At 40.5% G+C, this 14297-nt stretch carries 9 protein-coding genes; 3 read left to right on the plus strand and 6 right to left on the minus strand.

The annotated features are described in order from the left end of the window. The first annotated feature begins 118 nt into the window (after positions 1 to 118). Positions 119 to 268: a multiheme c-type cytochrome gene (locus KO530_RS22250; RefSeq protein WP_354667880.1), complete on the plus strand. Its 150-nt coding sequence runs from the start codon at positions 119 to 121 to the stop codon at positions 266 to 268. Positions 269 to 415: 147 nt separating this feature from the next. Beyond that, a complete protein-coding gene (locus KO530_RS14860; protein WP_216049238.1) occupies positions 416 to 787 on the plus strand; it encodes a hypothetical protein in 372 nt (123 codons plus the stop codon). 266 nt (positions 788 to 1053) lie between these two features. On the opposite strand, the gene KO530_RS14865 is transcribed toward KO530_RS14860, so the two are convergent. Continuing rightward, a complete protein-coding gene (locus tag KO530_RS14865) occupies positions 1054 to 2484 on the minus strand; it encodes an aldehyde dehydrogenase family protein (protein ID WP_252729294.1) in 1431 nt (476 codons plus the stop codon). A 53-nt stretch (positions 2485 to 2537) separates the two neighbouring features. After that, positions 2538 to 3986: a sulfatase gene (locus tag KO530_RS14870; protein ID WP_216049239.1), complete on the minus strand. Its 1449-nt coding sequence runs from the start codon at positions 3984 to 3986 to the stop codon at positions 2538 to 2540. 368 nt (positions 3987 to 4354) lie between these two features. On the opposite strand from KO530_RS14870, the gene KO530_RS14875 reads away from it, so the two are divergent. Then, positions 4355 to 5329: a family 16 glycosylhydrolase gene (locus KO530_RS14875; protein WP_216049240.1), complete on the plus strand. Its 975-nt coding sequence runs from the start codon at positions 4355 to 4357 to the stop codon at positions 5327 to 5329. A gap of 9 nt (positions 5330 to 5338) precedes the next feature. On the opposite strand, the gene KO530_RS14880 is transcribed toward KO530_RS14875, so the two are convergent. The 4 genes from KO530_RS14880 to KO530_RS14895 all read right to left on the minus strand — a co-directional run bounded on the left by KO530_RS14880 (position 5339) and on the right by KO530_RS14895 (position 14281). After that, positions 5339 to 7216 (minus strand): FG-GAP repeat domain-containing protein, encoded by a 1878-nt coding sequence (locus KO530_RS14880; RefSeq protein WP_216049241.1) that lies wholly within the window; start codon positions 7214 to 7216, stop codon positions 5339 to 5341. Between the two features lie 293 nt (positions 7217 to 7509). After that, complete coding sequence (locus KO530_RS14885; RefSeq protein ID WP_216049242.1) at positions 7510 to 9273, minus strand: Ig-like domain-containing protein; 1764 nt, start codon at positions 9271 to 9273, stop codon at positions 7510 to 7512. Positions 9274 to 9350: 77 nt separating this feature from the next. Then, on the minus strand, positions 9351 to 13049 hold the full coding sequence (locus KO530_RS14890; protein WP_216049243.1) for a TonB-dependent receptor: 3699 nt from the start codon (positions 13047 to 13049) through the stop codon (positions 9351 to 9353). A 68-nt stretch (positions 13050 to 13117) separates the two neighbouring features. Continuing rightward, on the minus strand, positions 13118 to 14281 hold the full coding sequence (locus tag KO530_RS14895) for a mandelate racemase/muconate lactonizing enzyme family protein (protein ID WP_216049405.1): 1164 nt from the start codon (positions 14279 to 14281) through the stop codon (positions 13118 to 13120). Positions 14282 to 14297: the final 16 nt, after the last annotated feature.

Below are 14297 nucleotides of genomic sequence, written 5' to 3' on the forward strand. Positions count from 1 at the left end.
GTTAGGTTTACCAATACGCAATTCCAAAATACTATAATTTAAAAAACAAATATATAAGCTATAAATCAGCTATTTATGCTCTCAAGGTGAATTCTTTAATTTAAAATAAGATGTGTAAATAACAGCTAAAGGCGATTGTGTCTCTTGCCATCAACAAGCAGTGTCAGATTGGAATCAATCAGACCATGCAAAGGCGATGGCCATCGCCAACAAACATAGTGTGTTGGGTGACTTTTCCGGCGTTGAGGCAGAGCATTATTCACATTGAATCCCTGACATTTTCAGTATTAATTGTTTTTTAACCCACGCATCATTTATATATCAGCACCATTTTGCAGTTAGTCCGGCGCAATTTTCTGCGTTACTCAGTGCAAAGGTTTTGCTAATAATAGTCACTAACATTAGTAACCGCCGTTTGTTAAATCATTTTCCCGCATTGCAAATTTTGCGTTGGGGCCTGACGTTACAAGGGGTAACCTTAGTCGTACTTCTCCTACTAACTAGTCTGCAGCCCCCACTTTGGATGTTTGCTACATCAATGATAGTAGCGATTGGCTCATTGGGAGTAATTTCCTCTAATATTCAAAGTTGTTATATGGATTATTTCAAACAAAACAGTGGGACTGCGGCGGCGTTGTTTGGTGCAACTCAATTTACCATCGCAGGGGTAGTGTCGGGGATTTCGACACTGTTACCTGAAAGCCTATTTTATATCGTACTTGTTCAGGCACTGTGTTCAGTTATATACCTAAGGGTAATTTGGCGTAAACAGAACATTGACAAATAATAGGAAAGTTAAAATAACGTTTAGATAAAATGCTAAACCGTCAAGAAAGTAAAGGTGTCCTTAACTAGGCGGTCTTAAAAAGGAAGTATTTAGGTGTATTTGATCATAGCGTAAACGTCGATACACCACGGCCAATTGATGCGAATTAAAGGCCAGCGCTGCGATTGTGGTTATTCCAATAGAAGTGTTGTCAACGTTAACACTGCTAGAGCTTCCTCGAGGAACAGCTCCAGCAGTGTCAAAAATTGAGAAAGAAAATATCAGCGTTAGTGTTTTAAAGCAGAGATGCGTTTAGTGGCAAAATAATCATCCAATGCCAATTCGGAGCAGTCTACCCCTACTCCAGATTGATTTAATCCACAATGCGGTAAATTTATAGCATAATTGACACTGTTAATGTGTACCTCACCGAATCTAAGTTGTCGTGCTATTTTATTAGCGACATCATAGTTTTCAGTGAAAATATACGAAGACAAACCGGCATCCGTATCATTCGCTTGGGTGATAACTTCAGACAATTCATCAAAAGCGATAATACTAGCAACAGGCCCAAAAATTTCATTTCTACAAATATCCATATTATTAGTGACTCCTGTTAATAGAGTTGGCGCATAAAATGATCCCTCTAAGAGTCCTTCGGGTCGTCCGCCGCCGGTTACGACTGTCGCTCCTTGATGGACTGCTTTTTTCACTAACCCATCGATTCTTGACCACGCACCTGTATCCATAACAGGCCCCATATCTATATCCTCTTCACGGTCAAAACCCACATTTTTCGCCTCAAATTTAGACTTCAGCGCTTCCACGAATTGGTCATGGACATCTTTATGAACAAAGATACGATTAGGGGCGACACAAATCTGGCCAGCGTTTTCTGTTTTTAACGTTGCAACAATATCTGCTGCCAGTTCAATATCAGCATCCTGCATAACGAGAACGGGTGCATTGCCCCCCAACTCCATTGAATATTTTTTAATAGATGTAGAGCCTTTGGCAATAACATGCTTTCCAACTTCGGTTGAACCAATTAGCGTGATTAACGCGGGTATCGTCGACGTTGAAATAGCATCACCAATTTCAATATCATCACCACATACAATACTTACTGCACCTGCAGGTAGGTTGATTGACGCACACAACTCACCAATCAAACAGGCTGACAGTGGCGTTTTGATTGAAGGTTTAATGACAATTGGACATCCCGCAGCCATTGCTGGACCCAATTTATAGGCTAAATTTAACAATGGAAAGTTCCACGCTAGAAAAGCCGCGACCACACCAATTGGCTCATCCATAATTGTATGTGTAGTTTTGCCATCTTTAGCCAGAATTTGCTTGTGCTTTCTATTACTAATCAGGTCTGCGTAGTAATCTAGACTATCGATTAGCATTTGATAGTCGCCTTGAGTGCTACTCCAACTTTTCCCCATTTCCAAATGCACACACATGCGTAATTCATGTTCATTGTTAATAATGGCTTGTTTTAGTTTCATCATCCACTCAACCCGCTCAGCAACAGCGGTACTAGACCAATTTACAAAGCATTTTTGAGCTTCGATTAGCGCATTATTGGCCTCGTTAGCTGTGGCGGCATGTATCACCCCCGTTTTCAACCCCGTCGCAGGGTTAATCACTTCATGTAAGACTGGACCTTTTACTATTTTGCCCGCGATATATTGAGATTTATCGAGCATCATTTATATTCACTCCGAAATTAATTTTAAGTCGCACGATTTAGGTAAATTCACATCTATTTTTTATCGATATCACCATGTTGCAGACGATATTTATCCATCCGGTCAATGTCGTATTTCTCGTACTCCCTTTTTAACATCCACAGGGGCCTTTCAAGCTCTAACTCCCACGCAAAAAGTTGTTTGAAAAGATGTTTGACCAACTTCGGCTTTTCAGCTGCAATATTGTTCAGTTCAGATATATCACTTTTTAAATCGTATAGTTCTGCAGGCCTATCAGGAAAACGAATTAGCTTATAATCATTATGACGAATAGCGGCTCTTGACTCTTTTTTCCAATACAATGTTTCGTGGGGTTTGCTTTCCTTCATCCCCATAAGAAATGGCATAAGATTGACCCCATCAACTGGTTTTTTATATTGCTCTCCACCCGCTACTTCATAAAATGTTGGTAGCAAGTCAAGGGTACTAATTGGTTTATCATACGTTTTACCTTGGGGTAACTTGCCAGGCCATTTCATTAAGAAAGGAACCCGAATTCCACCTTCAAGATGATTAGATTTTGTCCCGCTTAGAGGCCAATTTGAAGAAGCGTTTTTATCCGTGGGACCGCCATTATCGTTTGTGTAGACGATAATTGTATTGTCTGCCAAACCAAGTTCTTCAAGTTTATCTAATACCTTACCGCTAGCCCGATCTAGCGATAAAGTCATCGCCGCAACTTGTTTTCTGACGCCCGATAGCTGAGGAAATTTTTCTAAATCCTCTGGTAATGCTTCAATTGGCGTATGTACCGCATTGAATGAGAGAAACACAAAGAACGGCTTTTCTTTATTATCATTAATAAATTGATTGGCTTGTTCTGCAAGCACATCTGTTAGGTAACCATTGTGCTCTATAAAATTTCCCAGACCTTGCTCTAACTTTTTATCGAAGAATGTTTGTACCTGTTGACGTGCCGATGCATCAGGCGGATATGCAAAATAGCTTCTATCTCCGCCGCGAAATCCATAGAAAGTATCGAAGCCACGATTCATTGGATGCATCTGATCAGTTCCACCCAAATGCCATTTACCGAAAAATGCAGTAGCATAACCTTGAGATTTCATGTACTCGCCCATCGTAGTTTCTGATAGTGGCAAGCCCATATCTTCGCCATCGAGCGCTGAAACTTCGCTCATGTAACCGGGAACGTTATTTTCTTCATAGCCAAAACGTTGTTGATAGCGCCCGGTCATTAATCCAGCTCTTGAAGGACCGCAAGTGGAAGCAGAGACATATGCCTGGGTAAACTTCACACCTTGAGTCGCGAGTTTATCTAGATTTGGCGTAATCATGGTATCGCTACCTTGAAAACCAAAATCTGCAAAGCCGGCATCATCAGAGAACAAGAAAACAATATTTGGTTTTTTTACGTGCACAGGTTGCTCGCTGGCAATAGCACTGCTCAATAAAAAACCTGATATTGCGAAGATTAATGTAGTTTTTATTAACATTTTTTTCATAGTTTATAACCTTTTCCTGTTCCCAAAATATAATGCGCTATCAAACGTTCGTTTATTTTGGTCTGCTTAACTACTGTTGCTTGCAGATATAAAAGGGCTGGTCTGCACGCGCTATCTAGAGGCTATTCCCTTTACTCACAATCTCTACAAATGAAACTAAAAGGCCGAATAAATACCCACAAACCTTTAATATTATGTATTTAAACATATGATGTTTTGATTTACAATATGGCAACATAATAATAAATTTAAATCTACCTAAATTCAGCTAAGTGTAATAAACGCCGCATGTTACTAATTGGTAGTGAAAAACGAGAACAACCCTTACCAGCAGCAATCGATGTTGGTGTTAATTAATGGAGCCATTTATGGTCAACGTAATTTATAAAATACGAACTGGCATTTTCGTCGCATTATTACCCTGTGCTTTGTCTGCTAACTTGGCTAAAGCCGACGAATTTAGACCGTTGAATGCGACTGAAGATGAAAAGTGGATACTTGATGAACTGCGATCAGACGAGTTCAATAACAACAAACTAGACTACACAAAATGGATCGAAGATCCTAAGCATGTGCAAACATGGACCTGGAACAACTCTGAAAATGCCGAATTAAGCCAAGGCTCGTTAAAAATTAAAATGGTTTATGATAAACATAAAAGAACCATTAGTAATGCATGCTCGCAAGGTAAAAGCATAGCGAACAGTACTTTATATTTTAAATCTGCCATGCTGCAGTCAAAAGCATCTGGAATTTTAGGCTACTATGAAGCACGCATAAAAGGTGTATCAACATTTCCTGGGTTTTCGCCTGCATTTTGGATGTATAGTAATTTTGATGACTCTGTACTTGAAGCGGGTAGCGTGCGTTACAGTGAAATAGATGTTGTTGAAATGCAGCAACGCCAATCGTTCACTCCAGGTAATGAAAAAATTACCGATCACAATCTACATGCTGCAATAACTAAAGAGAACGCAAAAGCCAATCCTTCCGGTCGAGAATGGCGCCGTCCAGGTAAATATCATGAGCAAGAGAATGTGCATGTTTTGCAGCAAGATCCAGGGAAAACCTACCATGTATACGGCGCAAAAGTGACCACAGAGTTGATAATTTGGTACGTAGACAATATTGAAGTTGGTAGATCAAAAAACATGTTTTGGAAGCAACGTCCTATGCAAGTTGCATTATCGTTAGGGCTAAGAAAGCCCTTTACTGAATTCAAATGTAATGGATTTGTCCCCTTAGATCCGACTCAACATATTCAAGACTTCGACGGCGAGGAGTTTAACCAAGATCCACCTACTATGACCGTAGATTACGTTCGTACGTGGATCAAAGGCTAAATTAAGAAATCAATTGACAAAGTTCCCTACCTTATACAGTGATTCATCTCTTAGCTTGATTGATTGCTGTTCTCCATTACTCCAAAGCACCTTTACTGCGCCTTCATCGGCGCAGTCGCCCAGCCCAAATTGTATATTGGTGACGTAATTTAACGAATATGCAGCTCCTGTAGATCCGACTGTTTTCAATTGAGTTCCATTACATGAATTTAGTTGAATCCGAGCACCTAATGGACTGGCCTGATTAGCAGGCGATTTTCCAACTTGAATTGTGACAAAAGAGGTTTGCTTCGATTGATTTTCAAATAAATGCCATTTTCCTCTTTCATTTCCAATCAAAATATCTCGTTGACCATCACGATTATAATCAAAAATATCGACGGCCATTCCGATAGCACCTAACTCTGTGGTCACAACTCCATGGTCAGTTACTTCCTCGAAGCGCCCATCGCCCATATTGAAATACAATATGGCAGAATTTTGATTTACTAAGTCGCCTCGTTTAACAACCACTAAATCTTCATAGCCATCATTGTTTAAATCACCCACGGCTACTCCCATACTATGTTCGAGCAACATTAGGTTGGCGTTTTTAGTACCATCAGTGAAAGCTCCCTTATTATTAATCAGCAAAAGATTGGTTAATCCATTGTCAGGAGGAGCAATAGGTTGAGATTCAACACCGTGCACAATTCCTGTGAAGGGTGAGAAGATATCACCCGCAATGCGCCAATTTTGATTACCGACGTAACCAATGTATGTGCCTTTTTTATCGCGCGTTTGTGGAAATCCTAACGCGTCGCTATTCACTAACCGAATATCACGACCTGAATGTGTTTCTCCTGGAAACACATAATCGTAGCCAGATTCACCAATATAGATATTTTTGTTGGGCCATTGTGACTGGATATTTTCTAGTGAAAGAATATCGCCAACACCTTCAAGCAAAAAGTCAAACTTTCCTCTTTTGGTATAAAATCCGAAGGTTTTTGTGGGCTCATTATAAAACGTTTGACCAGCTTCAAATTCCTTGCCTCGAGTTAGGAATAAATCGAAATCTCCATCATTATCAAAGTCTATTTCTACTGCCCCAGTGACATCACGAATATTAGGGGGCAATATTTGTTCACTGGCAAACTCAAACATGAAATTGGGTCCGCCTCGATATAACTTTGCTGAACCCTGACCATACATAAAAATATCTACATAGCCGTCGTTGTTGGTATCGGTCAACAATAGTTTTTGGCCATTTTGAATAGAGGCTGGTAAGGTATTTTTTAAGAGAAGCGTTTTACCTTGATCATTTTCATACAGATAGTTTTCACTTGCACCTTGCTTTTCTTGTGATGGGAAAGCGAAGTTAATTAAATCAGAATCGCCATCTTTATCGAGATCAACAAACTTAACGGTTCTACCACGCATCATTGCCAATGGTTCATCAAAATCAGCAAGCTGGACAATGTTGCGCTGTTTGTCGATTTGAAAGATGACTGAATTACGCGCATTTGAACCTGACCCACCTCCTCTAGCCAAAATAACTTCTAATTTTCCGTCAGTATTAAAGTCAGCCACTGATATACCATGCATATCCCCCATAATTAAATCGAAAGGCTCGTCAAACTCTCCCTGATTATTCCAAATAATTTTGACACTAAATCCATGATCGTTTAGGAGCAAATCAGGATATCCGTCTTGATCTAAATCAGCAATGGTTGGTGCATCCCACTTTCTGAGGTTTTTCTGATTACTTAGAAAAGTGTCATCCTGAGCAAACAACTGGTGAGAATTGACCACCTCTTGTGATCTTTGCAACTCAGTTAAACTACATCCAACCAAGCCAAAGGTTATTACTGAAATAATTAACGATAGTAAAACAACTAATTTCATACTTAATCCATTTTGTTAACGGTATGAGGTTTCGCTAGTACACTTCCCCAAAACAAAAAATTTTTCTTTTTTCATATTGAATTGCGTAAACATTTACAACTTTTTGAAACCCTAATTCTCGCAGACTAAGGGAAACATCTTCTCGGAAGTTACTTGGCGACAAGTTCTTGATGAACGCTTGTAGATGATAGTGCATATATTTCCTTGCCTTAGTCACCTATACTTAGCAACTAAATTGAAGGAAAAGACCACTCACAATCAAGTGGTATTATTTGCACCCATAACAACAAATTTTAATTGACTTTAATCACTGAATATTCGTCAAGTAGAATAGTCTCACCAGCTGGTAATCCATAAACATCCCAAGTAACAAATACATCAGTAACAACATTCCATATAGCAGGCACAGTCCATTCTCTGTTGCCATTAGCATCAGTAAATTCTAATAGTTGCCACTCCGTTGTTGGCTTAAGTGTGGCCGACATAATGCCAGCACCAGGTCTTCTTAAATTATACCCGGGGCCTGACGGGCCGCCTTCATAGGTCCAAGGTAACAAAGTGTGGTCAACACGTATTTCAGTATCGGGAACAACCTGCAACTTCACCCAAACTGCAAATCTGTATGTGTTCCCAATGGATGTTGTTCCTAAACCATAAGTTGCGCTAGCCCAGTTACGCTGCTTATTGAAAACACCTTGCAAGATGCCAGTGAAATCTTCCGTTGACGATGTGATTTCAACAGAGTTTCCAGACAACGCGATATCGGACTGCGCAACCGCTCCCCCAGACGCGCCACCGCTAGCTACAACCCACTTAGCACCAGAGAAATCCAATAAGAAATCAGAGTTAAATCCAGCGGGATGGGCTGAGATACCCGGTTCACACATTTCATTTTTTACAATAGTAGCGGTTACTAATTTCGCTTCTACATTAGCCAAAGCCGTAGTACCAGTATCACCAGATGCTAAACCTACTGTTGCAGTGAAAGAGTCTCCAACGTTAGTTTCATCACCGGTAGAAAATCGACCTGAGCCCTTTTCACCATAACTAATATTTTCAATAAGAGGGAAATCATTGTTATTACTTGACTCCCAGGTATAGGCGTAGTTACCAGAGAGTGATTCACCGGCGGCTGGTGTTGGAGAAACATCGAAACCAGCAGAAACACAGGCAGGAATTTCTTTCATGTCGGTTTCTAGACCATTTTCATCAGTATCTTTGTTAGTGATCGCGACAATAAATTCTGAATAAACTTCCAAGTCAACCGTGATCGCTTTACTAGGATCATCCAAGCTTGTAACTGTAATTGTGGTTTGGCCGACATCTTTTGTGGTTACGTTACCTTGAGCATCAATAGTGGCAATATCGGTATCCGCAACTTCAAATCCAACTTCAGGCGCACAGGCTTTTTCAGGCAACACAGTTGCAAATAACTTAAACTCTTGACCAAGCAAAATTCTAGCGGGTTGCGCAGTTATGCCTTCAACCCCATCAAATACCGCATTCACGTCTAACGTTAATGTGCGTCTGGGTAGTGACTCGCCCGGTTGTAGTTTAAAACCATTATCAACTGCAAAATCAATAGTATATGTAACCACTGGAGGGGAATCTAAAAAGCCATCAGGTGTTGGTGAACCATCTACTCTAGGTCCACCTCGTCTATCTGTATCATCACAGGTACTTAAGAAATCAGAGAACATATCGGTATCGACGATTAATTTGCCATTTTTTTCTGTAAAAGGAGAAACTCGTTGATTGGCAACCCCTCCCGACGGGACATCAGGTGTGAGATAATTTTGATCTACGGAAAAGTTTAAATCGGAAATATTGATATTGCCGTTTAAAGGTTCACCGCCCGCCGTCGCTCCCTCTAACAAATCTATTTCTTGGATACCAGTTTCTTCAGTTAAACTAGCTGAGATTTCAGGCATAGAAATCACCACAGGATCTTGCGCTTTAAAACCCGAGTCATATCCTTCTTCGGTACCTCCACACCCTGTCAGAAATCCGGCAATAGAAACGGTAATGAGCGTATTTTTTAGTAAGTGTTCTTTCATCTTACTTCTCCAAAATTTTGTTGTTTTGGGCTGAAGCTTTGAGCTCAGCGCCCTAAAATAATTGTTCATCTAATTAACTAAAAAGTACCGCGCAAACCGAAGCGGAACTGCCGCCCTGTTTTAAATGCCGCCACTGTTCTGTCACGCGTAACATCGCTGTTATCAAGAACATTTCCTTCGTCCAATACGACTTCTTGAGAATTCGCGTTAGTCACATCGGTTGTGCCGCTTGCAGTAAAGAAATTGCGTATTGTGTCATCAGTTAAATTTAATGCGTTGAAGGTCAGAGAAAAGTTCTTATTAATTCTATAGCTAGCACTAAAATCGAGACGATTAGTTGCATCTTGCCATACTGCACCAAAACCACTTTGCGAGACTGCTTGGACACCATTGTAACGATGAGCTAAACGCATTTGCGTTCCGTCTTTTTCCCAAAATAAAGTAAAATTAGCTGAGTGTTTGGGCGTAAATGGCTGAGGGAGTGGACGCAAAGTTCGACCAGTTGTGCCGATTAATTCAACATCACGTTCTGAATCTTGATAGGTATAGTTTGCACTAACTCCTAATCCAGAAAGTAAACCAGGTAGCTCGTTGTAGTTCTGTGTGTAACCAATTTCAATACCTTTTATGGTGGCACCTTTACCATTCTTAACAAAATTAATATTGGCCACATCACATTCAATCGTCCATTGATTGAAAAAGCCAGCAGGTAAACGATGAGGGTGACATTTATCCGCATCTCCAGGTGTGCGATTAGCATCGAAATCTAACAACAAATTGGCATTTTCCAGCGGTATTTGATCTCGCACGTCCTTATAATGGAAAGGAGTCACAATATTCTCTTCAAAGTTACTCATATCTTTATAAAATAGAGCGGCTGATAACAAACCAGATTCGTCGAAATACCACTCATAGGAAAAGTCTACGTTTTTAGACGTTAAATTTTTCAAACCGGTATTTCCGGCTCTACCATTACTCGCGTTAAATTGACTTTCGCGAATAGTATTAGCTGGATTTAATGAATCAAAATTGGGACGTGTCATTGTTTTTGTTAACGCAAAACGGACAATCGTGTCTTCATTCAAAGCGTAATTTAGATTAAGACTAGGTAACCATTGTTTGTTTTTCGCTTTGTCAGATACCGCAGCCTCTCTTTGTTGCACTTCTTGTCCATCTCCATTAGGACCAGTAAACGCTGTGCTTCTGTCAAGGAATGGCCATATTAATCCGTTGGAATTAAAACGAGCCCAATCTGAAGCACTGGTTGGCACCAAATTACCACTGCGGTCGTATATCTGTGACGGCAATTCGTTACTCATAATAATATTGCCTGAGGCATCGACAAACAGCATTCGGTTTACATCCGGCCCTGGAATACCATCAGCTCCTGGAATAACAAATTCACCAGTGGATGATTCAAACGGAATCGTCGCTGCATTATTAAAGTTGTAAGCGTGGGTAATAGTGTATGACCAACAATTACGCAGTTGATCATCATTAGCAGGGGTATAACGAGTATCACTTCCTTCTGCAATAACTGCCTCTGGGCAGGCAGGATTATCCATGTTCGCCAAACCTCTATTTACAATCAAATCATAGGGGTCAAGCATTTGTGGGAAGCGAATATAATTTATACCACCTAACCCTGTTGCATCAGTATTATCCTCAACATAGCGAACACCGATATTACCTGTTAGTTTTCCGTCCATAAATTCAAAATTAGTTTTGAAATATGCGGCTACAGTCTCTGTCGCAATCTCTCGTGTACCGGCCCTAGAATGTCGAACCCCTAACTCACCGGCATCTTTACCACCCACCAGCTCTAAGGCTTTTTCTGCATCTAATTGCGCCCAACCACCAAAAAAGGCATTACTGCGATTGCCTTGAATATCTTCTGCGAAATTGTTGTATGGGAAAGCCTCTCCTGAAACAAAATCAGCAACACGAATTGTCCCTAATCCTCTGACCTCAAAATTTGCGGAAGGATCATCAACATCAATCAGTTCAGCTCCATTTGTTACATTAGTATTGTTTATGCTTACAGAGCGTGACCTATCCGCCCACTTCACACCAAATTCAACTTTAGTTACGTGTTCGAAATCCAAAACCCAATCGAAATCTAAAAAGACAGATTTATTCTCATCAACTAATTCATTCTTACGGAAATTAAGATTTCCAAGATGATTGTGTTCTAGGTCATAAGGGTTAAACCTGCTCGTAACATAGTTAGTTGAACCATCAAGAGCATCAAAGATAGCGTTTTGAGTTCCAGTAAAGTAATTACAATCTCTCGTGCTTCCCTGAGTACAGTCGTAACCCACAAGTTCTAAACGTTCGCTAGGTTGAGCTTCAACAATAGTTCTGCCCGCAGTACCCCATGTAGCAGTTCCAATTGATAACCATCTATCTGCCTCATTATCATCTGGGGTTTCGTCAGTAGTTTTTGAATAACCTACTAGAAAGCTCATTGATAAATCGTTGGTAAGTTCATGATTGATATCAAGGGTCGCTACTTTTGTATCTATTTCTCGTAACCCTGTTGTACGATTAAAGCCCCCCGAAATCGAGCGACTGGTAGAGCGTTGGAGCGTATTTGTATTTAAATCAACAACGTTCAACGCAACATTATCATCTCCTGGGTGTATTAAATTATCGGGTGAAATGTTCATAACCAAACTTTGATAATCTGTGTAGACCTGTTGCTTACTGTAGGTCAAGTCAAGCTGAATATCTGTTGTGTCTGTTGGACGGTACTGAAAACCGCTAGAGACTGAAAATCTCTCTCGCTTATTATTACTTAAACTAAAATTTACGCTGTCTCTGGCCAAAACGAATAAATCGCCTTCGACCAATTTTTGTGTCGCAGGATCATAATCTAATAAACTTTCAATAGGATTGAGTTGTCGTTGCCCCTGAGCATCGAGTAATAGTTCGCCATTTGCATCTCGCTGATAGCCCAAAACACGTATAGGCATTCCAGATTCCAAATCTGTCGCTTTGCGCAAATTAGTGGCATCGGCTAAATCGGCAATGGGGATTGCCCCCTGCTCATAACCAGTATTTATTCTGTCTTGACGAGTGTTCTGAGTGTCTTTTGAAGCCGTAATAATAAATCCAAACTTATCATCAAAATACTTGTCAGAAAAACTCGCATTGATCCGAAAGTCTTGATCATCTGCAAACTCGTTATGACGACCTTCAACAGTAAATGAACGACGTGGTTTGTTTAAATTCAAAGGGCGAACTGTTTTCAAGTTTACGTTAGCCCCTAAAGAGCCTTCGTCTTGATCTGCTGCGGCTGTTTTTACTACATCAACGGAAGAAAGGATATCCGCTGAGAAGGAGCTTAAATCTATACTGTTGTCGTTGCTACCATTGCCAGAGGGATCACTTATACCACCGGTGAGAGCTACTCCATTAATCGAAATTTGGTTCATAGAAGGACCAGCACCTCGCACTGAAATCCTTGTTCCTTCACCGGAATCCTCTTGAACGGTTACACCGGTAATTCTTGACAGAGCATCAGCAATATTTTGGTCTGTTGACTTTCCTACATCCTCTGCATGTATAGAGTCACTGACGTTTTCACTAAAGCGCTTGGCGTTCAACGCTTTTTGAATACTCCCCTTAAATCCAGTAACTTCTATGATTTCTATTTCATTTTCGAGTTCTTTTTTTTCTACTTCATCTTCTAGCTCTTGAGCTAACACCGGAAGATTAAAGCAAGTAGCTATAACAGCAGCTGATATTGCGTTGAGTTTAAAATTGTGTGTCATGTGGTCTCTCCACGTTTGTTTATCGTCGTGTTCAATATTCAAAATACTATTTAACGGTCTAGAGGTTTTTAGCCCTCAGCTAACACCGTTTCTGTTTGCTTAACAGTGAATTCTTTCAACCTTTTAGCATCAATCTCTACTCCAAGCCCCACCCCTTTTGGTACGATCGCGTGTCCATTCAGCACTTCCACATTGGTTGTGTATAGCTCATCTCTCAATGGGTTTTCTGTTCGGTCATATTCAAGGAATAGAGGCTTTTCCTCCGCTCGGCCAGGTTCACTGTAAGAAGTCGATAAAAAATGGGTAGCAGCAGCTAAATTTAATTGAGTACCCCAAACATGTGGGATCATGTTGAGTCCATTAGAAGAAGCAATAGCGCGAATTTTTAGTGCTTCACTAATACCACCGCAATATCCCAAATCAGCCTGAATCAGCTGCACGCCTCCGGCACTAATAAGTCGCTGGAAACCATAACGTGTTTGTTCACACTCACCGGTCGCAATAGCAATATTGGATTTTTCATGTAACTTCGTAAACAAATCTGGATGTTCTGGCGATAATGGTTCTTCAAACCACGCATAATCATTATCATCTAATATGCGAGCTATTTTTATTGCTTCTGGTAGGTCATAGGCGTGATTCGAATCAGCAGCTAAGATCGTCTTAGGTAACGCTTTACGCATAGCAACAATTAGCTTTTCATCAAAATTAGGGTTTTTACCTATTTTGATTTTCATTGCTTTGAAGCCTTGTTTTGCATAAGAAACGGCTTCGTCTACCAAAACTTCTAGCAGATTATCTTCAGGTAAATCTCGGAAATACATACCTGTCGCGTAACAAGGTACTTTATCTCTACTTGAGCCACCCATTAGTTGACCAACGCTTTGATTTAGAGCTTTCCCTTTTGCATCCCAAAGTGCCATGTCGATACCCGACATTGCAGCCATCATGATTCCTGAACGTGAAAAATCTAATGAAGCGCGCCACATGAAATGCCAAATTGCTTCGGTCGACAGAATATTCATACCTAGTATTTTTGACGCATAGAATTTTTCGATTGCCGCTTCAATAACAGCTGCGGGACCGTAGCACTCCCCCCAACCTGTCACGCCATTATCGGCGATGATTTCTACTATCAACACATTACGTTGGTCGTAATACCATTGGGAAAATCCAAAAGGGTTGTCCAAGTTGCATCTTACGTGGTGTGTTCTTATGCACTTTATATTCATTTTTAGTTTGGCCTGT

This window comes from Aliiglaciecola lipolytica (assembly GCF_018860635.1).
Lineage (GTDB): Bacteria > Pseudomonadota > Gammaproteobacteria > Enterobacterales > Alteromonadaceae > Aliiglaciecola > Aliiglaciecola lipolytica_A.